Below are 21,634 nucleotides of genomic sequence, written 5' to 3'. Positions count from 1 at the left end.
ATATATATATATATATATATATATATATATATATATATATATATATATATATATATATATATATATATATATATATATATATATATATACGCGCGGCGCCCGATCCGGCCCGGCGGGTCGGGGCGCGGGGCTCAGTGGACGAAGACCGGCTCCGCCACGGCCTCCGCGGCGTCCGCGGCCGCGTCGCGTTTCGCGCCGAGGTGGTTGAAGGCCAGGTTGAGCAGGATCGCCACCACGCAGCCGGTGCTGATGCCGGAGTCGAGTACGACGAGCAGGTCCTTGGGGAAGGCGTGGTAGAACTCGGGCGCGGCGATCGGGATCAGGCCGATGCCGACCGAGGCGGCGACGATCAGGGCGTTCTCGCCCTTCTCCATGGCCGCGCCCGCCAGGGTCTGGATGCCGCTGGCCGCGACCGAGCCGAAGAGGACCACGCCGGCGCCGCCGAGGACGGGCAGCGGGACGACCCCGATGACGGAGGCGGCCATGGGACACAGGCCGAGCAGGATCAGGATGCCCCCGCCGGCCGCGACGACGTAGCGGCTGCGCACCTTGGTCATCGCCACGAGTCCGATGTTCTGGGCGAAGGCGCTGCACATGAAGCCGTTGAACAGCGGGCTGAGCGCGCTGCCGAGGGTGTCGGCGCGCAGACCGCCCTCGATGGTCTTCGCGTCCGCGGGCCGTCCGACGATCTTGCCGAGGGCCAGGATGTCGGCGGTCGACTCGGTCATGCAGACCAGCATCACGATGCACATCGAGACGATGGCGGCGACCTGGAACTGCGGGGCGCCGAAGTGGAAGGGGGTCGGGAAGCCGACGACGGAGGCGTTCTTGACGGCGTCGAAGCTGGTCATGCCCAGCGGGAGGGCGATCAGCGTGCCGGCGACCAGGCCCAGCAGGATGGAGATCTGCTGGAGGAAGCCGCGCAGGAACTTCCGCATCACGAGGACGATCGCCAGGGTGAGGGCCGCCATGCCGATGTTCTTCATCGAGCCGTAGTCGGCGGCGGCGCGGTTGCCGCCCTGCGACCAGTTGAAGGCCACCGGCAGCAGGGACACGCCGATCAGGGTGATGACGGTGCCGGTGACGACGGGCGGGAAGAAGCGTACGAGCTTGCCGAAGTAGGGGGCGGCTATGAAGCCGACCGCTCCGGCGACGATGATCGCGCCGAAGATGATGGGGATGGCGTCGTCCCCCTGGCCCTTGCCGATGGCGATCATCGGCGTCACACCGGCGAAGGAGACGCCGTTGACGAAGGGCAGCTTGGCGCCGATCTTCCAGAACCCGAGGGTCTGGAGCAGGGTGGCGAGCCCTGCGGTGAAGAGCGAGGCGCCCATCAGGAAGGCGGTGTCGGTGGCGGAGAGGCCGACCGCCGGTCCAACGATCATGGGCGGGGCTACGACACCCGCGTACATGGCGGCCACGTGCTGGAGACCGCTCGTGAACATCTTCAGCGGAGGCAGGGTCTCGTCGACCGGGTGCTTCTCCTCCGGTACTGCGACTGCATCTTTGCGAAACCTGGGCGTTGCGGCCACGGCTTCCTCCGGTCGGTTAAACACGTCGGCAGGGACGTGGGTGTCATGGAGGTGGTGCGAAAGCGTGCTGGTCCAGCCTGTATGGAGTTGTGGGTCCTGCTACTTCTTGTCCCAAGGGGTGCGGAATCGATTCGCCCAAAATCGGCTCCACGCGGTGGCCCCACCCCCGTGCGGGGCTGGTGGTGCCGTGGCAAGCGGTGACCGCTCCCGGGGGCGCCCTCGGATCTCTCCTCGGGCGCTTCCCGGGAACGGCTGCCGCGGACCCCGCTCGGGTCCGCGGCCGCCGGCCGGGGGCCGTCCCCCCCGACCGGACTCCTGGGGTTCCCCCCGGCGGTCGCTGGGGAGATCAGCCCTGAGCGGAGATCCGCGCCAGGCGCTGGGCCTCCTCGCGGGTGGAGACCGCGATGGCCTCCTCGTCCGCGAAGAGCAGCCGGTTGTTCTCGACGATCTGCTTGCCGTTGACGAACGAGGCGGTGACCGGGGCGGCCGCACCGAAGACGAGCGCGGTGACCGGGTCGGCGATCGAGGAGTGCAGGAAGGTGTTCAGGTTCCACAGCACCAGGTCGGCGTTCTTGCCGGCCTCCAGCGAACCGATGTTGTCGGCGCGGCCGAGGACCTGGGCGCCGCCGTAGGTGCCGAGGCGCAGCGACTGGCGCGCGTTGAGCGCGGCCTCGCGGTGCACCGGGTTCAGGCGGTTGATCAGCAGCGCGTTGCGCAGCTCGGTGTGCAGCTCACCGGACTCGTTGGAGGCGGTGCCGTCCACGCCGAGGCCGACCGGGACGCCGGCGGCCAGCATGTCCGGGACGCGGGCGATGCCGGCGGCCAGACGGGCGTTGGAGGACGGGCAGTGCGCGACACCGGTCTTGGTGCGGGCGAACGCGGCGATGTCGGAGTCGTTCATGTGGACGCTGTGCGCCATCCACACGTCCTCGCCGAGCCAGCCGGTCGACTCGAAGTAGTCGGTCGGGCCCATGCCGAAGAGCTCGTGGCAGAACTTCTCCTCCTCGACCGTCTCCGAGCCGTGCGTGTGCATGCGCACACCCAGGCGGCGGGCCAGCTCGGCGCCCTGCTTCAGCAGCTCGGTGGAGACCGAGAAGGGGGAGCACGGGGCGACCGCGACCTGCGTCATCGAGTCGGCGGAGGCGTCGTGGAACTTCTTGATGGTCGCCTCGGTGTCGGCCAGGGCGCCCTCGAGGGTCTCGACGGCGTGGTCCGGCGGCAGGCCGCCGTCCTTCTCGCTGCGGTCCATGGAACCGCGGGCCAGGGTGAAGCGGACGCCCATCTCGGACGCGGCGCGGATGATCGCGCCGGAGAGGTCGCCGGAGTTCTTGGGGTAGACGTAGTGGTGGTCCATCGCGGTGGTGACACCACCGCGGGCCATCGCGGCGAGGGAGCCCTGCGCGGCCACGTACGCCATCTGCTCGTCGATGCGCGCCCAGGTCGGGTACAGCGCGACGAGCCAGTTGAAGAGGTTGTGGTCAGTGGCCAGGCCACGCGTGATCCACTGGTAGAAGTGGTGGTGCGTGTTGACCAGACCGGGGGTCACGAGGTGCCCGGTGCCGTCGATCCGGCGGACGACGTTGTCGAGGTTCTCGGGGGCTTTGCCCGCGCCGATGGACTCGATCTTGTTGCCGGCGATGACGATGTGACCCGAGGCGTACTCGGTGTCGTTCGCGTCGACCGTCGCGATCGCACAGTTCTCGATGACGATGCGCTCTACGGCGCTGTCATGGGCTGCCGATGCTGCCATGGGACTTCCTCGTGCTTTCAGTGGCGGTGCGGGCACGGCAAAACCCAGGGGATTTGAGTGCCGGATCCGGGGGCCGGACAGCTGACAGTACTGCCGCCCCGACTGCTGGTCCGGGTGCCGATTCAGGAAGTTGTGGGGGTGTCGCGCCCCGGGGCCACTGCGGAGCCCCGGGACGCGCGTGCACTGCTCAGAGGTTGGTCATGTCCACGGGGATACGGGCGTCAGCGCCGTCGCGGAGGACCGTCGCCTCGATCAGACCGTACGGGCGGTCCGCGGCGAAGTAGACCTCGTTGTCGTTCTTGAGGCCGAAGGGCTCCAGGTCGACGAGGAAGTGGTGCTTGTTCGGGAGCGAGAAGCGGACCTCGTCGATCTCCGAACGGTGGTTGATGATGCGCGAACCCATCTGGTACAGGGTCTGCTGGAGCGACAGGGAGTAGGTCTCCGCGAAGGCCTGGAGCATGTGCTTCTTGGTCTCGGCGTAGGACTTCTCCCAGTTGGGCATCCGCTGCTCGTCGTCGGTCCAGTTGAAGCGCCAGCGACCCGACACCTGGGTGGCCAGGATGCGGTCGTACGCCTCCTGGAGGGTCGTGTACTTGTCCTTCACGTAACCCCAGAACTCGGAGTTCGTGGAGTTCATGACGATCAGGTCCTTGAGGCCGGAGACGACCTCCCAGTTCTGGCCGTCGTACGTGATCTGGGTGACGCGGGTCTCCATGCCCTTGCGGACGAAGGAGTGGTTGACCTCGTCGGCGCCGATGAACTTGGAGTTGGCGTCCGAGGTCGCGATGCGGTCCCAGGCGTACTCTTCGATCCGGATGCGCGCGCGCTGGATCGGCTCCTGGCTGTTGACGAACCAACGCGCCAGGTGGATGCCGAACTGCTCGGCGGACTCGATGCCGTACTCCTTGGCGAACGCGTACACCGTGTTCTTGGTGGTGTCCGTCGGGAGGACGTTGGCGTTCGAGCCGGAGTAGTGGACGTCGTCCATGTCGCCGGAGAGGGCGACCGAGACGTTCAGGTCCTTGATGTGGTGGGTGTCGCCGTCCCGCGTGATCTTGACGACGCGGTTCTCTGCCTTGCCGTACTGGTTCTGGCCCAGAATCGTGGCCATGCTAGCTCCCTCGGTAAACGGAGTAGCCGAACGGGTTGAGCAGCAGCGGTACGTGGTAGTGCTCGCCCGGGTTCACCGCGAAGGTGATCGTTACCTCGGGGAAGAACGCACCGCTGTCCCTTACGCGGGGGGCGTCCTGCTGCGCCTCGGCTTGCTTCTTCGAAAAGTACGTCTCGGTCTCGAAGTCGAGACGCACGTGTGTGGTGCCCTCCGGCAGGGCCGGCAGGTCCTTGCAGCGCCCGTCGGCGTCGGTGGCGCTGCCGCCCAGGGCCGCCCACTCGCCGTCGAGGCCCGCGCGGGCCGACAGGGAGATGGCGACGCCCTCGGCGGGGCGGCCGATGCTGGTGTCCAGGATGTGGGTGGACACCGACGCGGTGGTCTCGGTGCTCATGGTCACTCTCCTTCTGCGAGTTCGACGAGGCGGGTCAGGCGGATCCGGTTGATCTTCACGAGCTCGCCGCGCGCGATCTCTCGCTCCTGCTCGGCGGTGTTCTCGATCCGGACCTTGACCGCGTCCCGCATGAACTCACCGGTCGCACCGGTGGCGCAGATGAGGAAGACGTGGCCGAACTTCTCCTGGTAGGCCAGGTTCAGCTCCAGGAGCTCGTTCTTGAGCTCCTCCGAGGCACCGGCCATGCCACGCTGCTCGCGGGCGGAGGTCGGGTCTCCCGGCTTCGGCCGGCCGATCGGCGCGTGGCCTCCCATCGCCTCGCCGAGGTCCTCCGCGGTGAGCTCCGCCATGGCGGACTCGTTGGCGGCGAACAGGGCGTCGACGGTGGCGAAGGGGCGCTGGGCGAGGATCTTGCTCCCCCACGCCGAACTGGCGCACACCTCGTGCAGCTCGGCCGTGGCCGCGCTGTCGTCCAAGGCGTTGAACCGGGTGAGACCCGGGGTCGGACTCGAAGTCACGGTAGGCCTCCGTGGCCTGTTGTTGCTTTGACGGGCTGCGCATAGCTAACGCCCTCGGCAACACGGCGTCAACACTTTGTTGAAACTTCGCGTACACAAAAGCCGCCGCCCGGGTGAATTGGGCGGCGGCTCGTCACCAGCAGTTATTCAGCCTTCACTCTTGGCTGTCTTTCCGGGCTTCGTTTGAGCGGCGGCGTCCCGGTTCAAGTAGTTGTAGACCGTGAAGCGGCTTACGCCCAGGGCACTCGCGACCGTTTCCACACCGTGCCGCACCGAGAAGGCGCCCCGCGCCTCCAGTATGCGCACCACGTCCTGCTTGGCCTTGCGGTCCAGCTGCGCCAACGGTACGCCGTGCCGGCGCTCCAGCACGGCAAGGATGCGGTCCAGCGAGTCGGAGAGCTGGGGCAGGCGCACGGCCAGCAGCTCCTGACCCTCCCACGCGAGCACGACGTCGTCGGGTTCCGCCAGGGCGGGGTCCATCATCTCGCCGCCCATCGCGTCCACCAGCGGCTTGACCGCGGCGACGAAGGGGTGGTCGCGGGGCTCGGTCATGCGCCGTCCTCCCCGATCACATTGACCTGGAGCGAGACGCGCGTCGCGCCGGCCTCCAGGGAATCGCGCAGCAGCGCGGCGACGGCGGTCAGCACCCGGTCGGAGTCGCCCTCGGCGGTGTTGCCGAACGGGCCGACGTCGACCGCGTCCAGCTCGGCCTTCTGGATGACCTCGCGGGCGGCCACGGCGTGGGCGGGAGCCTCTTCGAGGTCGAAGGGCTCGGTCGTGAACTCAACTCTCAATCGCACGCCGTCAAGCTACCCGGCAGTCGTGAGATTCCGGGAGTCCGCACTTGACAAGTGCGACGGTCGGCTTGCAGTCTTCCATCAAGCAGAAAATAACTTCCGCAATACGGAAGGAGCGCACACCCCTCATGGGATACACGGACCAGCGCTTCGATGTGAACCTGTCGATCCTCTTCACGGAACTCCCGCTCCTGGAGCGCCCCGCGGCCGCCGCCGCGGCGGGCTTCACCGCGGTCGAGCTGTGGTGGCCCTGGATCGAGACCCCCACCCCCGCTCAGGAGGAGCTGGACGCTCTCAAGAAGGCTCTTGAGGACGCCGGCACCCAGCTGGTGGGCCTGAACTTCTACGCCGGCCAGCTGCCGGGCCCGGACCGCGGCGCGGTATCGGTCCCCGGCGAGGAGTCGGACCGCTTCAACGCCAACATCAACGTGGCGGCCGACTTCGCCGCCTCGGTCGGCTGCAAGGCGCTCAACGCCCTGTACGGCAACCGCGTCGAGGGCGTGGACCCGGCGGTCCAGGACGAGCTGGCCCTGAAGAACCTGGTCGTCGCGGCCCGGGCCGCGGACCGCGTGGGTGCGATCCTCCTGATCGAGACCCTCAACAAGCCCGAGTCGCCGCTCTACCCCCTGGTGAGCGCCCCGGCCGGCATCGAGGTGGTGGACAAGGTGAACGAGGCCACCGGCCTCGGGAACGCCAAGTTCCTCCTCGACCTGTACCACCTGGCGATGAACGATGAGGACCTCTCCGAGGTCATCGAAAAGTACGCCGCCAAGACCGGGCACGTCCAGATCGCGGACAAGCCCGGACGCGGTGCCCCCGGCACCGGCGAGCTGCCCCTCGAGGACCTCCTCGACCAGCTCAAGAAGGCCGGCTACCAGGGCTTTGTCGGCCTGGAGTACAAGGCCGCCGACGCCGCCGCGTCCTTCGACTGGCTCCCGGCCGAGGCCCGCGCCGCCAAGTAAGAGGACGAAGTCCGGGCGATCGGCCAGGCACCTCACGCACTTTTCGTACGAAGCATTAAGAGAAGGACCCTCATCATGAGCAACCTCCCCAAGATCGCGTGGATCGGTCTCGGCATCATGGGCTCCCCCATGTCCGAGAACCTCCTCAAGGCCGGCTACTCGGTCACCGGCTTCACCCTGGAGCAGGACAAGCTGGACCGCCTGGCCGCCGCCGGCGGCTCCGCGGCCGGCTCGATCGCCGAGGCCGTCGCCGACGCCGACGTCATCATCACGATGGTGCCCGCCTCCCCGCAGGTCGAGGCCATCAACTACGGCCCGAACGGCATCCTCGAGAACGCCAAGTCCGGCGCGCTGATCATCGACATGTCGTCGATCACCCCGCAGACCTCCGTCGACCTGGCGAAGAACGCCGCCGAGAAGGGCATCCGCGTCATCGACGCCCCGGTGTCCGGCGGCGAGGCCGGCGCCATCGAGGCCGTGCTGTCGATCATGGTGGGTGGCGAGCAGGCCGACTTCGACGCCGCGCTCCCGATCCTGGAGACCCTCGGCAAGGTCATCGTCCTGTGCGGTCCGCACGGTTCCGGCCAGACGGTGAAGGCCGCCAACCAGCTCATCGTCGCGGTGAACATCCAGGCGTGCGCCGAGGCCGTCGTCTTCCTCGAGAAGTCCGGCGTGAACCTCGAGGCCGCCCTCGACGTCCTCAACGGCGGTCTGGCCGGCTCCACGGTCCTGACCCGCAAGAAGGACAACTTCCTGAACCGCGACTTCAAGCCCGGCTTCCGGATCGACCTGCACCACAAGGACATGGGCATCGTCACCGACGCCGCCCGCAACGTCGGTGCGGCCCTGCCGGTCGGCGCGGTCGTCGCCCAGCTGGTCGCCTCGCTGCGCGCCCAGGGTGACGGCGGCCTGGACCACTCCGCGCTGCTGCGCGCGGTCGAGCGCCTCTCCGGCGCCCAGGTCTGATCCCCGCGGCGGCCCGCTCCCCCGGGCCGCCCTCCCCCCGCCCTGACGGGGGCCTGAGTTTCCGGATGGTGCCGGTGCTGACACCTGTCCTGTCGCGCCCAAGCGCCGGCACCGTCCGGATCACCTCTCCTCACTCTTTCTTTTAAACAAACTGTTGACGTCGCGTTCACGCCGAAATTAGGCTGTTCCGCATGACGGAAGACGCTTTCCGTCAGCAGTTACCCGTACGGAAGGTCACCATGTCGAAGCGCACGCTGACGACCGAGTCCGGCGCCCCGGTCGCCGACAACCAGAACTCCGCCACCGCCGGCGTCGGTGGCCCGCTCCTGATCCAGGACCAGCAGCTCCTGGAGAAGCTCGCCCGCTTCAACCGCGAGCGCATCCCGGAGCGCGTCGTGCACGCCCGCGGCTCTGCCGCGTACGGCTACTTCGAGGTGACCGACGACGTCACGGCGTACACCAGCGCGGCGTTCCTGAACACGGTCGGCAAGAAGACCGAGACCTTCCTGCGCTTCTCCACCGTCGCCGACTCCCTCGGTGGCGCGGACGCCGTCCGCGACCCGCGCGGCTTCGCGCTGAAGTTCTACACCGAAGAGGGCAACTACGACCTCGTCGGCAACAACACCCCGGTGTTCTTCATCAAGGACCCGATCAAGTTCCCCGACTTCATCCACTCCCAGAAGCGCGACCCCTTCACGGGCAAGCAGGAGCCGGACAACGTCTGGGACTTCTGGGCGCACGCCCCCGAGGCCACGCACCAGATCACCTGGCTGATGGGTGACCGCGGCATCCCGGCGTCCTACCGCCACATGAACGGCTACGGCTCCCACACCTACCAGTGGACCAACGCCCAGGGCGAGGCCTTCTTCGTCAAGTACCACTTCAAGACGAACCAGGGCATCCGCTGCCTCTCGGGCGAGCAGGCCGCCGAGCTCGTCGGCCAGGACCCCAACTCGCACCAGACCGACCTGCTCCAGGCGATCGAGCGCGGCGTGAACCCGAGCTGGACCCTCTACGTCCAGATCATGCCCGCCGCCGAGGCCGCGGACTACCGCTTCAACCCGTTCGACCTCACCAAGGTGTGGCCGCACGCCGACTACCCGCTGCAGCGCGTGGGCCGCCTGGTCCTCGACCGCAACCCGGACAACGTCTTCGCCGAGGTCGAGCAGTCCGCCTTCTCCCCGAACAACTTCGTCCCGGGCATCACCGCCTCGCCGGACAAGATGCTCCAGGGCCGCCTGTTCGCGTACGCCGACGCCCAGCGCTACCGCCTCGGTGTGAACCACACCCAGCTGCCGGTCAACGCCCCGAAGGCGACGAAGGCCGAGAACTACGGCCGCGACGGCGTCATGGCGCTGCGCAACGGTTCGCGCACCGACAAGAACTACGAGCCCAACTCGTACCAGGGCCCCGCCGAGACCGGCATAGCCCTGGGTGCCCCGAAGGCCGTCTCCGGCTACACGGGCACCCACGAGGCCCCGGCCCACACCAAGGACGACGACTTCTTCCAGGCCGGTGAGCTCTACCGCCTGATGTCGGAGGCCGAGAAGCAGCGCCTGGTGGCGAACATCGCCGGCGGTCTGTCCCAGGTCACCCTGGAGCACGTCATCGAGAAGAACCTGGCTCACTTCCACGCCGCCGACGCCGACTACGGCAAGCGCGTCGAGGAGGCCGTCCGCGCCCTGCGCGACGCCTGAGCCCACAAGCTGCACCGGGGGCCTGACGGGAGGTCAGGCTCCGGGTGCCGAGCCCGCACCGCGGACCCGGATGAGGGGTGGTACGCGGTGGGGGCAGGACGAGGACCGTGGCGGGCGAGCGAGCCAGTGCGGTGGTAATGGGTTCCGAGGCCCGTCTCTTGACCTGAGGGAGACGACGCCGGAGTTCTCGTCGCCCGACCGCCACGGTCCCAGCCACTCCTCTGCGTACGAGGGGCCACGCACAGGGCCCCCTCACACGTAGAGGAGAACCTTCCGACTCCGCCCGGCGGTGCGAACGTCCTGTCGCGCCAGCCTCGCTCCGTCGGGCGGTAACAACCAGAGAGCCGAGTCACGGACGGTCCCGTGACTCGGCTCTTTGCCGTTCAGACCGAGCGGGCCGCCGTTCGGATGAGGTCCAGGACCGCCTCGGGCTTGGACAGCATGGGGGTGTGGGAGGACTCGACCTCGGCGATGGTGGCGCCCATGCGGTGGGCGCAGAACCGCTGGAGCTCCGGGTTGACCGCGTGGTCCCGCGTGGCGACGAGGAACCAGCTGGGCCTGGTCCGCCAGGCCGGCTCGTCGAGCCTGGAGCCGAGGACCTCCGCGCGCGGGGCGCCCTGCGTCGCCCACACCAGCAGCTGCTCCTCCCGCGGCAGGTCCCCGCAGAAGTCGGAGATGCCGTCACGGGCGATCCAGATGCGCCCGTCCTCGTTGTCCAGGTGGGAGAAGAGCGGCGGCGGGTCGAACTTGCCGATCAGCTCCTCGGGGGACTCCCCGGCGTCCGGCCCCAGGGCGGCGACGTAGACGAGTCCCGCGACCCGCTCGTCCGTGCCGGCGGAAGAACTTCGGGGAGCTGACTTTCCGTCCGCGCAGGACGGCGTAGGTGGACAGCCCCAGGTCGATCCCGGTCTCGGTCTCGTCCAGGTCCAGCTCGGGCAGTGGCTTGTCTTCGGCCTCCACCACGAACGAGGCGAAGTACCTGCCGGACGTGTCCTTGACCACGGTCACGGACGACGGGGCGGAGGGAAGCCGGCGGGACCAGCGGATCTTCACGTCGCCGATCTTCGGCAGGCGCAGCGCGCCGCCCTCGGTGATCGAGAAGCGGGCGTTGGCGGTGAAGCGGATGGACTGGCGGCTGGTCTTCTTCTTGAACTTCGGCGGCCCCGTCCTCGGTCCCTTGCGGGTGCCGTTCCCGGAGGCGAAGAAGTTGGAGTACGCGGTCTCAAGGTCCCGCAGGGACTGCTGGAGCACCACGGCCGACGCGTCGTCCAGCCAGTGCCGTTCGTCGGTCTTCTTGGCGTCGGTGACGAACCGCTTCGAGAGTTCCGCAGCGGTCGGGCGCATAGCGCCCTGCCTGTAGGCGTCCTGGCGGGCGCGGAGGGCGTCGTTGAAGACGATACGGGCGCACCCGAACGCCTCCGCCAGCATGGTCCGTTGCGGGGCGCTCGGGTACAGCCAGAACTGATACCTGAGCTTCATGCCGATCACCGTACTGCGGTTGGTTTATGGCTGACAGACAGAACATTCGTACGGGGAGACACTGCACGTTCGCGCTTCATGCCCACTTGGTTTTCGTGACGAGATACCGGCACGAGGTATTCGCCGACACCCACTCAAGCGGATGGAGGAGATCAGGCGCGCCGTCTGCGTCGACTATGAATGCGAGCTGACCGAGTTCAACGGCGGGAACAACCACGTCCACCTCCTGGTGAACTTCCCGCCGAAGGCGGTCCTGAACAGAACCGTCCACTGTGACCTGCGGGCCAGAGCAGTTCTGAGGATCCATCAGCCCACAACCCATGGGCGAAGACGATACCCGGCTTGCTCGGCGACCCTCACGCACACCGCTCGCTTCGCGGAGCTGAGCGTGGAAATACCCACGTTGATCCCGAGGCTGGAGCTGGCCTGCCGCACGGCGTCGGCTGAGCACGCCCCCGAACTGCACGATCTACTGGCCAGGACCTACCAAGCCCTGGCCGCAGCCTTCGAACTTTCAGGCAACCCGCTGAGCGTGTTCGCCGGTATCTACCGCCTGTGCCACGCCTTCGTACGCCTGAAGCACCTCGACCAGGCGGAGCACGCTGCAGCCACGGCCATCAGCGCCCTCGAAGACACTCGGGCCGACGAGCCCCAGCACCTGTCCATCCTGGGATCACTGCACTTGGTGCTGGCACTCGTACACGCCCGCGTGGGAGACAGATCCGCCGCACGTCGGCAGATCGAGGCCGCTCGAACCGTCGCCCGACAACTGGGCCAGGACCGCAACGACTTCAATCTCGAGTTCGGCCCCACCAACGTGGAGATCCAGGCCGTCTCGACCGCAGTCGAACTCGGCGATGCAGGCGAGGCCCTCGACCTCTCCAAGGGGATCCACGCGGGCGGCTTGTCCGCCGAGCGGCAAGCGCGCCTGTTGATGGACATGGGCAGAGCCCATGCACAGCGCCGCCAGCATGCAGAGTCGCTGGACTGCCTACTGCGCGCCGAGGAACTGGCACCTGAAATGATCCGCACCCACGTTGCGGCCCGGACGGCCATCAGGGACCTCGTGCTCAGCGCAGGCCGTACCGCATCCGACGAACTACGGGCCCTGGCCGAACGCACCGACAGCCTCGATTGAGACCGATTAACACCTCACCGAAGGACTCAACGCCACGCCATGCCGTGTCGGTTGCCGGAGTAGTGGTGCGCGATGACGGCCGGCTGCTGGCCATCCGCCGAGCCGACAACGGAACGTGGGAGCTTCCGGGCGGAGTGCTGGAGCTGGCGGAAACCCCCGCAGACGGGGTGCGGCGGGAAGTGCTGGAGGAAACCGGCATCCATGTCGAAGTGGACCAGCTCACCGGCGTGTACAAGAACGTCACGGCCGGCGTGGTGGCCCTGGTCTTCCGCTGCAAACCCTCGGGCGGCACAGAACGCCTCTCAGGTGAAACCACGGCCGTCCAGTGGCTCACACCCAACGAGGTGGCCGAGCGCATGTCCGAGGTCTACGCCATCCGACTCCTGGACGCCCTCGACGACAACAGCCCCCACGTCCGCAGCCACGACGGCCGCCAACTCCTCACAGACCAGCCCTAGACGGCCGCCGGTCGCCGAGATCGGAGAAGCGCGTAGCGATCCGTCGCGCCCCTGCGCATCCCCGGCTGCCCTGTCCACCCCCTGGTACGGGTCAGCCCAAGACGATCGCCGGCCGCCGAGATCAGAGAAGCGCGTAGCGATATGTCTCGCCCGGGGGCTCCGCAGGGCGCCCTGATCGCCCTCTCGTGCGGGTAGCCGCGCCCCTGGCCCGGGATCTCGACTGCTGAGGGCCCGGATGCCCGGCGGGCCGGCGCCCGGCCCCTCGCCTCATCCCTGAGAGACCCGTCCCTCCCCCTCTGGACCGTGCCGTTCCTTCGGGGGTTTCCCGGCAGTCTTTCGGCTTTCCGGGGCGGGTCGGGCTGTCAAGGGTCGCCGAAGGCGATCGCGTAGCGACGCGACCGAAGGGAGCGCCCTTGAGGGGCCGGCCCGAACCGGAAGGACGATGGGACTGACGGGAAACCCCCGCGGCCTTCCTGAGACCGCCCGAGGGGATCCGGACCCCCTCCCCCGCGCCACAGCCGAAGCCGCCTCCCCCTCACGGCCGCAGGGCCCGCCCCCGCCGCGTACCGCGGGGCCCCCGCGCCCCGGCCCGCGGGCCGACGTCCCGGCCGGGCCTTGCCCCGCCGGGGGCGTCGGCCACCGCCGCACGGGGCCTCGTACGCACCCACCCGCACCGGGGGAGGCGGGTGGGCAACCACCGACCGGGCCCGGGACCTCGAGGGGGAGATAGCGGGCCCGAACCGCAGGCCCCGCACCCCCGAACGCCTTGCCCCCCCAACGCCCCGCGGCCCCCGCCCCTCCCGGAGGAGGAACGGGGGCCGCAGGGTGCGTACCGGGTGCGATCAGACCTGGAGGGCCTTGATCGCGGTCGGGGCGTGGCCCGGCTCGGTCGCGAGCTCTTCGAACTCGGTGACGTCGCTCATGTCGACCGTCTTGCTCATCGCGATGTTGGTGACGCGCTCCAGGATGGCCTCGACGACGACCGGGACCTGGAACTCCTGCGCCAGCTTCTTGGCCTCCTCGAAGGCCTCGCCCAGCTTGTCCGGGTCGGTGACGCGGATGGCCTTGACGCCCAGGCCCTCGGCGACCTTGACGTGGTCGACGCCGTAGACGCCGATCTCCGGGGTGTTGATGTTCTCGAACTCGAGGTTGACCTCGAAGTTGATGCCGAGGCCGCCCTGCGCCTGGCGGATCAGACCCAGGTAGGCGTTGTTCACGAGGACGTGGACGTAGGGGACCTTGTGCTGGGCGGCGACCGCCAGCTCCTCGATCATGAACTGGAAGTCGTAGTCGCCGGAGAGGGCGACGACCGGGACCTCGGGCTGCGCGGTGGCGGCGCCGATCGCGGCCGGGATGGTCCAGCCGAGGGGGCCGGCCTGGCCGCAGTTGACCCAGTGGCGCGGCTTGTAGACGTGCAGGAACTGCGCGGCCGCGATCTGGGAGAGGCCGATGGTGGTGACGTAGCGGGTCTCCGGGCCGAACGCCTTGTTCATCTCCTCGTAGACGCGCTGCGGCTTCATGGGGATGTTCTCGAAGTGCGTACGGCGCTGCAGGGTGGCCTTGCGCTCCTGCGCGGAGGCGGCCCAGGCGGAGAAGTCGGGCAGCTTGCCCTCGGCCTTCCACTCCTTGGCGACCTCGATGAAGAGCTCCAGGGCGACCTTGGCGTCGGAGGCGATGCCGAAGTCGGGGGCGAAGATCTTGCCCAGCTGGGTGGGCTCGATGTCGACGTGGACGAACTTGCGGCCCTTGGTGTAGGCGTCCAGGTTGTAGCCGGTGTGACGGTTGGCCCAGCGGTTGCCGATGCCGATGACCGTGTCCGACTCCAGGAAGGTCGCGTTGCCGTAGCGGTGCGCGGTCTGGACGCCGACCATGCCGGCGGCCAGCTCGTGGTCGTCCGGGATGGTGCCCCAGCCCATGAGGGTGGAGATGACCGGGATGCCCGTCAGCTCGGCGAACTCGACCAGCAGGTCGGAGGCGTCGGCGTTGATGATGCCGCCGCCGGCGACGATCAGCGGGCGCTCGGCCTCCAGCAGGAAGCCGAGGGCCTTCTCGGCCTGGGCGCGGCTGGCCTGCGGCTTGTAGACCGGCAGCGGGGTGTAGGTCTCGGGGTCGAACTCGATCTCGGTCAGCTGGACGTCGATCGGCAGGTCGATCAGGACCGGGCCCGGACGGCCGGAGCGCATCAGGTGGAAGGCCTGCTGGAAGACGCCGGGGACCTGCGCGGCCTCCAGGACCGTGGTCGCGGCCTTGGTGACGGGCTTGGCGATGGTGGCGATGTCGACGGCCTGGAAGTCCTCCTTGTGGAGCTTCGAGACCGGAGCCTGACCGGTGATGCAGAGGATCGGGATCGAGTCCGCGATGGCGGAGTACAGGCCGGTGATCATGTCGGTGCCGGCCGGGCCCGAGGTACCGATGCAGACGCCGATGTTGCCCGCCTGGGCTCGGGTGTAGCCCTCGGCCATGTGCGAGGCGCCCTCGACGTGGCGGGCCAGCGTGTGCGCGATGCCGCCCACGTTCTTGAGCTCGCGGTAGAACGGGTTGATCGCAGCACCGGGCACGCCGAACGCTTGTTCGACACCCTCGAGCTTGAGGATCTCAACTGCGGCAGCGGCGGCTGTCATACGAGGCATCAGGTTCTCCTGCGGGTCTGGCGGTCAGACTTTTTCCGTCATCCGGAATTTTTGTTCTGCTATACGGAACAAGCTAAGGCGCCACTTCGCGCACGTCAAGGCGGTAAGGCACCCCGGAACCCACCAAAAGCCGCATTGCGTTCGGCGAGTTGTACAAATGACCGGGGGCCGGAGCCGGATCGGCGTGAATCGGCCGGTCCTCGTCCCCCGGCGGTCGCCGGTGGTGGAGCATGGACCCACGCACAGCGACGGAGGGGGTCCAGGTCTCATGGCGGAAGCGGTACCGGTGCGCTGTCCTTCGTGCCGGCGCGAGAACGGTTACAGCGCCCCGGTCTATCCCTGCGCCTGCGGGAGCCCGGTCGCGCCGCCCCTGGACCTGGCGGCCCCGCCCGTCCCGCTCACGCACCGCAACTGGTCGGAGGCCTGGGTGACCGTGCGCTGCGCGGCCTGCGGGCGGGAGAGCGAGTGGCCGCACCCGGAGGTCGGCTGCGGCTCCTGCGGGATGGTCGTACGGGTGCCCGTGCACCCGGTGGACCAGCCGCCGGAGCCGGCGGACCAGCCGCCGCTGGGGCAGCCGGCCGGGGACGCCGGGGCGGCGGGCGCGGGCGCGGCGGGCGCCGCGGGCGCAGGCGCGGGCGCACGCGGCGTACGGCGGGACCCTGCGCGGGCGGAGCCCCGCGGCGGCGCGGACGGCCCTGACGGCCCCGGCGGCGGCGCGGGGCCGCGTACGGACCCGGCCGCCGGGCGGCCCGCGGTGTCACGGTCGGCGTTCCGGCCGGTGACCATCCGTACCGCCCGGGACGCGGTGGTCACCGCCGCGCTGTACCTGCGCTGGCTGGGCTTCCAGGACGTGCGCCAGCCCGACCAGGTGCCGATCCCGTCGGAGGTGGTGGACCTGCGGGCCCCCGGGGTGGTGGCGCAGGTGGACCCGACCACGGCGCCCGCCGGGCTGCGGGCGGTGGAGTGCGTGTGGCTGAACGGCCTGACGGCCTCGGCGACCAGCGTCTACTTCTCCCTGGCCGGGTACACCGAGGAGGCCCGGGGCCGCGCGGACGACCTGGGGATACCGCTGTTCGTGATGGACCTGACGGGCATGCCGCAGCCGGTCAACGACCCGGCGGACCGGCTGGTGGGAATGGGGGCCTAGGCTCTGGGGCTGTTGATGTCCGTATCAACTTCTTGGACGTCATCTCGGACGTGACCTTGACCATCGTCCCGACGCCCCCTTCCTGCCGAGGAGAGCCCGATGAGCCTGTACGACATCCCGCTGACGACCCTGGACGACGAGCCCACCAGCCTGGCGGCCCACCGGGGCAAGGCCATCCTCCTGGTGAACACCGCCTCCCAGTGCGGGCTCACCCCCCAGTACTCGGGACTGGCCCGGCTGCAGTTCAAGTACGAGGAGAAGGGCTTCACGGTCATAGGTGTGCCGTGCAACCAGTTCGGCGGGCAGGAGCCGGGCACCGCGGAGGACATCCAGACCTTCTGCGCGGCCGGTTTCGGCGTGACCTTCCCGATGCTGGAGAAGTCCGAGGTGAACGGTGAGAACCGGCACCCCCTGTACCAGGAGCTGGTGAAGACCCCGGACGCCGAGGGTGAGGCGGGGGACATCCAGTGGAACTTCGAGAAGTTCCTGATCTCCCCCGCCGGCGAGGTCGTCGCGCGCTTCCGCCCGCGCACCGAGCCCGAGGCCCCCGAGGTCATCGCCGCGATCGAGGCGCAGCTGCCGGTCTGAGGCCGGCAGGCCCGTAGGCCCCGTAGGCCCGTAGGTCCCGTAGGTCCCGCAGGCCCCGCAGGTCCCGTAGGCCCCGTAGGCCCCGTAGGCCCTGCTCAGCCCCTCCGCATCAGCCCAGGTCGGCCTCGACGTACTCGCGCGCCGAGCCGGCGGCGGTGAGCTCCCTGAGCTCGACCCGGCGGATCTTGCCGGAGACGGTCTTGGGGAGCTCCGCGAACTCGATGCGCCGGATCCGCTTGTACGGGGAGAGGACCGCCCGGGAGTGCTCGAAGAGCGCCCGGGCGGTCTCCTCGCCGGGCTCCCAGCCGGCGGCGAGGGTGACGTACGCCTTCGGCACCGCCAGGCGCAGCTCGTCGGGGGCGGGGACGACGGCCGCCTCGGCCACGGCCTCGTGTTCCAGGAGGGCGCTCTCCAGCTCGAAGGGGCTGATCTTGTAGTCGGAGGCCTTGAAGACGTCGTCGGCCCGGCCCACGTAGGTGAGGTAGCCGTCGGCGTCGCGGGAGGCGATGTCGCCGGTGCGGTAGAGCCCGTCGGCCATGGCCTCGGCGGTGCGCTCGGGGTCGTCCCGGTAGCCGGTCATCACCCCTGCGGGGGCGCTGCGCAGGTCCACGCACAGCTCTCCCTCGACGGGGGACTCCTTGCCGGTGACGGCGTCCAGCAGGACGATCTCGTACCCGGGCGCGGGGCGGCCCATGGACCCGGGCTTGACCTCGGCTCCGGGGAAGTTCCCGACCTGGAGGGTGGTCTCGGTCTGGCCGAAACCGTCGCGGATGGTGATGCCCCAGGCGTCCCGGACCCGTTCGATGACCTCGGGGTTCAGCGGCTCGCCGGCGGCGACGGCCTCGCGCGGGGGCCTGCGCAGCTTGGTGAGGTCGGACTGGATCAGCATCCGCCAGACGGTGGGCGGGGCGCAGAAGGTGGTGACGCCGCCGCGGTCCATCTCGGCCATGAGGCGCTCGGCGTCGAAGCGGGCGTAGTTGTGGACGAAGACGGTGGCGCCCGCGTTCCAGGGGGCGAAGATGTTGGACCAGGCGTGCTTGGCCCAGCCTGGCGAGGCGATGTTGAGGTGGACGTCGCCGGGGCGCAGCCCGAGCCAGTACATGGTGGACAGGTGCCCGATCGGGTACGAGGCGTGCGTGTGCTCGACCAGCTTGGGGCTGGCGGTGGTGCCCGAGGTGAAGTAGAGCATCAGGGGGTCGGTGGCGAGGGTGACGCCGTCCGGGGTGAAGGCGCCGTCGGCGGCGTACATGTCCTCCAGGCGCCGCCACCCGGTGGGGACCTCCGCCCCGGCGGCGATGCGGGTGTAGGTGCCGGGGACCTCGTCGAACTTGGGGGTGTCCTCGGCTCGGGCGATGACGTGGCGTACGCGGCCGCGGTCGACCCGGTCGCGCAGGTCGGCGGGGCCGAGCAGCGGGGTGGCGGGGATGACGACGGCGCGCAGTTTCATCGCGCCGAGCATCACCTCCCACAGCTCTCTCTGGTTGCCGAGCATGACGAGGATCCGGTCGCCGGCGGCGACGCCCTGGGCGCGGAGCCAGTTGGCGGCGGAGTCGGACCGTACGCTCATCTCCCCGAAGGAGACGGACCGGCTGGTGCCGTCCTCCTCGACGATCCGCAGGGCGTCGGCGCCGTTCCCGGTCGCGATGTGGTCGAACCAGTCGAGGGCCCAGTTGAAGCGCTCGGGGCGGGGCCAGGTGAAGCCGGCGTGGGCGGCGTCGTACTTCCCCCGGTGTTCGAGCAGGAAGTCCCGCGCGGCCTGGAAGCTTTCGGTGGCGCTGTTCTCCGTCATGAGAGGCATCGTGCCGCGCCGGGCGGGGCCTCCACCAGGGCGGCGTCAGCCGTGGATTGACCCGAAGCGGACGGGTCCGGGCGCGCCGCCCATCCCGGCGAGCAGGGCCTCGCCCTCGGCGGCGATCTCGTCCTTCCGCGCCCGTGTCGGCGTACCGAACAGCTCGACGGTCAGGTTCGGCCGTCCCCCGGTGTCGTCGATGCGCCAGAGGCCGGCGAGGAACCCGTCGACGAGGAGGGTGCAGTGGGCCTGGTTCCCGGTCCAGCTGCGGCCCTTGGCCTCCGCGGGGATCACGCGGGAGCGGTCGGCGTGGGAGAGCAGCAGGTTGTCGAACTCGGGGAGGAAGCGGGGCGGCGCCGGGGTGTCGGCGTCGGGGCGGGGCGCGTCGGGCAGGTCGAAGAGCTCGACGCCGTTCTCGTCGCGGAAGGTGACCAGCCGCGGGCGCAGCCGCTCGAAGGCCTCGCGCAGCCGGGTGAGCCCGGCCCAGGTCTGCATGTCCTTGACGGAGGCGGGCCCGAAGGCACCCAGGTAGCGGAGCACGACGTCGTCGATGCTCTCCCCCGCCCGCTCCTGCGGGGCCTCCCCCACCCAGGCCTCCACCGTCGTCAGCCGCACCTGCCCGCTGCGGCCCCACACCCCGCGCGGGGTGACCTGTACGAGCGGGAGCAGGCAGCGGGCGGCGACGGCCAGCGACTGCGGGTCGGCGGAGGGCCACTCCAGCAGCAGGTCCTCGCGGATCTCCCCCATGGTGCGCGGCTCGGCCTCGACGAAGGCCCGGGCGCGCCGGGCGAGCCGTTCCAGGTCGACGCCGGCGAGCCCCTTGCGGAAGTAGTTCACCTCCCGGTCGCGGGCGCCCTGCACGAGCGGCCGCAGGACGAGGGCGTCCCGGACGGTGTGGGTGTGGATGGTGGACCGCATGGTCACCATCCGCACCACCTTCCGCTCCTCCATCAGCCGGCCCAACGCCTCCGGCCGGAACCGGGCGAGCCGGGCGTGCAGCTGGAAGTACGGGGGTTTCACGTTCTGCGCCTGGAGTCCGAGCAGGTGCGCGACGGCGTCCTCCGGGGACATCTCGGCGCGGCTCAGCAGCAGCTGGCGGGCGAGCGTGGCACGGTTCAGAGCGCGGGTGTCGAGCACGGGGCTCGTCCTGGAAGCCATACCGGCAACCTATCCCCGATCGCGGACACCCTCTGTCCGCAACCACCTCGTCGTCCGGAGACTGACCAGCGATGTCGGAACGCCCGAACCGCCGCCCTTCCTCCCCTTCGAGGCGCTCGGGCTGGCTCCGCCCTCCCGGCCCCGCCGCCACTCCCCCGCCGACGTCCCCCAGCACGGCACCCCCGGACCGCGAGAGCGTGATCGACTCGGCCGTCTACCGCGACGGCCGCCGGGTCGCCTCCCCCACCACCCTCGCGGACACCTTCCGGCTGCTGCGCCAGCAACCGGACGGCATGGCCTGGATCGGCCTCCACCGCCCGACGGAGTCACAACTCCACTCCCTCGCCGCCGAGTTCGATCTACACCCGCTCTCGATCGAAGACGCCCTGGAGGCCCACCAGCGCCCCAAGCTGGAGCGCTACGGCGACACCCTCTTCGTGGTCCTGCGCGCGGCCCGCTACCTGGACGCCCTGGAGGAGGTCGACTTCGGCGAGCTGCACATCTTCGTCGGCCCGGACTTCCTGATCACGGTCCGCCACGGAGCCGCCCCGGACCTCACCGCCGTCCGCCGCCGCATGGAGGAGACCCCGGACCTCCTCTCCCTCGGCCCGGAGGCGGTCCTGTACGCGATCCTCGACGCGGTGGTGGACGGCTACGCCCCGGTCGTGGCGGGCGTCCAGACGGACATGGACGAGATCGAGACGGAGGTCTTCCGCGGCGACCCGGAGGTCTCGCGCCGCATCTACGAACTCTCCCGCGAAATGGTCGAGTTCCAACGCGCCACCCGCCCCCTGGTCGGCATGCTCCACGGCCTGATGGCGGGCTTCGCCAAGTACGGCACGGACGAGGAACTCCAGCGCTACCTCCGCGACGTGGCCGACCACGTGACGCACACGAGCGAACGCGTGGACGGCTTCCGCCAGGCCCTCACGGAAATCCTCACGGTGAACGCCACCCTGGTCTCCCAACAACAGAACGCGGAAATGCGCGCCTTGGCGGAGGCCGGCTTCGAACAGAACGAGGAGATCAAGAAGATCTCCTCGTGGGCCGCCATCTTGTTTGCACCCACGTTGGTGGGAACCATCTACGGGATGAACTTCGAGACCATGCCCGAGCTGCACTGGGCGGCGGGGTATCCGTTCGCGATCCTGCTGATGGCGGTGGTCTGTACGAGCCTGTACGTGATCTTCAGGAAGAGGGACTGGCTGTAGCGACTCACCATGAAGGCTTGATCGACTTAGCGCAAGCAAACTTTGAATCACGCCCCAGAGGTCCCGTGGGGAGAATCTGGGGAGAATGCGCAACTCCGCGAAGGGTGGCATCGCGCCCTCACCTGACGTTCTATGCAGTCGCGTTCTGGCGAGCAGCTCGCGCCGCTACGCTGCATGGCCCGCCGAATGTTCCATGCCGCAGGGCACCGCCGAGAGACCCCAGGACATCCAGCCACTTGGGACATTGCCCGTCTGCAAAGGTCCTCAGCACTGCGGATCTGGAGAGAGACCTCATGACAGTGGACGGCACGG

Annotated in this window: 20 protein-coding genes; 8 read left to right on the top strand and 12 right to left on the bottom strand. The window is 69.2% G+C overall.

Annotation, left to right across the window (positions count from 1 at the left end):
- Positions 1-131: 131 nt before the first annotated feature.
- The 7 genes from SSNG_RS28470 to SSNG_RS28440 all read right to left on the bottom strand — a co-directional run bounded on the left by SSNG_RS28470 (position 132) and on the right by SSNG_RS28440 (position 6,102).
- Positions 132-1,532 (bottom strand): nucleobase:cation symporter-2 family protein, encoded by a 1,401-nt coding sequence (locus tag SSNG_RS28470; RefSeq protein ID WP_128637202.1) that lies wholly within the window; start codon positions 1,530-1,532, stop codon positions 132-134.
- 346 nt (positions 1,533-1,878) lie between these two features.
- On the bottom strand, positions 1,879-3,282 hold the full coding sequence (locus SSNG_RS28465; RefSeq protein WP_007267389.1) for an 8-oxoguanine deaminase: 1,404 nt from the start codon (positions 3,280-3,282) through the stop codon (positions 1,879-1,881).
- 187 nt (positions 3,283-3,469) lie between these two features.
- Positions 3,470-4,393, bottom strand: a complete 924-nt coding sequence (gene pucL / locus SSNG_RS28460; protein WP_007267388.1) for a factor-independent urate hydroxylase — start codon at positions 4,391-4,393, stop codon at positions 3,470-3,472.
- A gap of 1 nt (position 4,394) precedes the next feature.
- Positions 4,395-4,784 (bottom strand): hydroxyisourate hydrolase, encoded by a 390-nt coding sequence (gene uraH, locus SSNG_RS28455; RefSeq protein ID WP_007267387.1) that lies wholly within the window; start codon positions 4,782-4,784, stop codon positions 4,395-4,397.
- 2 nt (positions 4,785-4,786) lie between these two features.
- On the bottom strand, positions 4,787-5,302 hold the full coding sequence (gene uraD, locus SSNG_RS28450; RefSeq protein WP_007267386.1) for a 2-oxo-4-hydroxy-4-carboxy-5-ureidoimidazoline decarboxylase: 516 nt from the start codon (positions 5,300-5,302) through the stop codon (positions 4,787-4,789).
- Positions 5,303-5,449: 147 nt separating this feature from the next.
- Positions 5,450-5,854, bottom strand: a complete 405-nt coding sequence (locus SSNG_RS28445; protein WP_007267385.1) for a helix-turn-helix domain-containing protein — start codon at positions 5,852-5,854, stop codon at positions 5,450-5,452.
- Complete coding sequence (locus SSNG_RS28440) at positions 5,851-6,102, bottom strand: thiamine-binding protein (protein ID WP_007267384.1); 252 nt, start codon at positions 6,100-6,102, stop codon at positions 5,851-5,853. Before SSNG_RS28440 ends, SSNG_RS28445 begins: the two co-directional genes overlap by 4 nt.
- A 125-nt stretch (positions 6,103-6,227) precedes the next feature.
- Here SSNG_RS28440 and SSNG_RS28435 point away from each other — a divergent pair, with 125 nt between their 5' ends.
- The 3 genes from SSNG_RS28435 to SSNG_RS28425 all read left to right on the top strand — a co-directional run bounded on the left by SSNG_RS28435 (position 6,228) and on the right by SSNG_RS28425 (position 9,724).
- Positions 6,228-7,061 (top strand): TIM barrel protein, encoded by an 834-nt coding sequence (locus tag SSNG_RS28435; RefSeq protein ID WP_007267383.1) that lies wholly within the window; start codon positions 6,228-6,230, stop codon positions 7,059-7,061.
- Positions 7,062-7,136: 75 nt separating this feature from the next.
- Positions 7,137-8,027 (top strand): 2-hydroxy-3-oxopropionate reductase, encoded by an 891-nt coding sequence (locus tag SSNG_RS28430; RefSeq protein WP_007267382.1) that lies wholly within the window; start codon positions 7,137-7,139, stop codon positions 8,025-8,027.
- Between the two features lie 239 nt (positions 8,028-8,266).
- Positions 8,267-9,724: a catalase gene (locus SSNG_RS28425; RefSeq protein WP_007267381.1), complete on the top strand. Its 1,458-nt coding sequence runs from the start codon at positions 8,267-8,269 to the stop codon at positions 9,722-9,724.
- A 383-nt stretch (positions 9,725-10,107) separates the two neighbouring features.
- On the opposite strand, the gene SSNG_RS41330 is transcribed toward SSNG_RS28425, so the two are convergent.
- Together SSNG_RS41330 and SSNG_RS28415 are read right to left on the bottom strand one after the other, a co-directional pair.
- Positions 10,108-10,515 carry an alpha/beta hydrolase gene (locus tag SSNG_RS41330; RefSeq protein ID WP_129593342.1) on the bottom strand — a complete coding sequence of 136 codons (408 nt, stop codon included), beginning with the start codon at positions 10,513-10,515 and terminating at the stop codon, positions 10,108-10,110.
- The gene (locus tag SSNG_RS28415; RefSeq protein WP_007267379.1) at positions 10,406-11,203 is read right to left on the bottom strand and encodes an RNA-guided endonuclease TnpB family protein; all 798 of its coding nucleotides are present in this window, start codon (positions 11,201-11,203) and stop codon (positions 10,406-10,408) included. Before SSNG_RS28415 ends, SSNG_RS41330 begins: the two co-directional genes overlap by 110 nt.
- A 142-nt stretch (positions 11,204-11,345) precedes the next feature.
- On the opposite strand from SSNG_RS28415, the gene SSNG_RS28410 reads away from it, so the two are divergent.
- Both SSNG_RS28410 and SSNG_RS28405 read left to right on the top strand, forming a co-directional pair.
- Positions 11,346-12,341 (top strand): transposase, encoded by a 996-nt coding sequence (locus tag SSNG_RS28410; protein ID WP_128637200.1) that lies wholly within the window; start codon positions 11,346-11,348, stop codon positions 12,339-12,341.
- A gap of 5 nt (positions 12,342-12,346) precedes the next feature.
- Positions 12,347-12,799 (top strand): NUDIX domain-containing protein, encoded by a 453-nt coding sequence (locus tag SSNG_RS28405; protein WP_050779932.1) that lies wholly within the window; start codon positions 12,347-12,349, stop codon positions 12,797-12,799.
- An 842-nt stretch (positions 12,800-13,641) separates the two neighbouring features.
- Here the strand turns inward: SSNG_RS28405 and gcl are convergent.
- On the bottom strand, positions 13,642-15,429 hold the full coding sequence (gene gcl / locus SSNG_RS28400) for a glyoxylate carboligase (RefSeq protein WP_007267375.1): 1,788 nt from the start codon (positions 15,427-15,429) through the stop codon (positions 13,642-13,644).
- Positions 15,430-15,697: 268 nt separating this feature from the next.
- Here gcl and SSNG_RS28395 point away from each other — a divergent pair, with 268 nt between their 5' ends.
- The gene (locus tag SSNG_RS28395; protein WP_042802134.1) at positions 15,698-16,576 is read left to right on the top strand and encodes a hypothetical protein; all 879 of its coding nucleotides are present in this window, start codon (positions 15,698-15,700) and stop codon (positions 16,574-16,576) included.
- Positions 16,577-16,675: 99 nt separating this feature from the next.
- Complete coding sequence (locus tag SSNG_RS28390) at positions 16,676-17,164, top strand: glutathione peroxidase (protein ID WP_007267373.1); 489 nt, start codon at positions 16,676-16,678, stop codon at positions 17,162-17,164.
- 109 nt (positions 17,165-17,273) lie between these two features.
- Here the strand turns inward: SSNG_RS28390 and SSNG_RS28385 are convergent, their stop codons facing one another.
- Together SSNG_RS28385 and SSNG_RS28380 are read right to left on the bottom strand one after the other, a co-directional pair.
- Positions 17,274-18,953 (bottom strand): AMP-binding protein, encoded by a 1,680-nt coding sequence (locus SSNG_RS28385; protein ID WP_007267372.1) that lies wholly within the window; start codon positions 18,951-18,953, stop codon positions 17,274-17,276.
- 45 nt (positions 18,954-18,998) lie between these two features.
- A complete protein-coding gene (locus SSNG_RS28380; protein WP_007267371.1) occupies positions 18,999-20,111 on the bottom strand; it encodes a winged helix DNA-binding domain-containing protein in 1,113 nt (370 codons plus the stop codon).
- A 71-nt stretch (positions 20,112-20,182) separates the two neighbouring features.
- Here SSNG_RS28380 and SSNG_RS28375 point away from each other — a divergent pair, with 71 nt between their 5' ends.
- Positions 20,183-21,322 (top strand): magnesium and cobalt transport protein CorA, encoded by a 1,140-nt coding sequence (locus tag SSNG_RS28375; RefSeq protein WP_007267370.1) that lies wholly within the window; start codon positions 20,183-20,185, stop codon positions 21,320-21,322.
- Positions 21,323-21,634 lie beyond the last annotated feature (312 nt).

Source organism: Streptomyces sp. C, from assembly GCF_000158895.1.
Lineage (GTDB): Bacteria > Actinomycetota > Actinomycetes > Streptomycetales > Streptomycetaceae > Streptomyces > Streptomyces racemochromogenes.
Note: the sequence above shows the minus strand (reverse complement) of the source record. Positions and strands in the feature narration are given on the sequence as shown.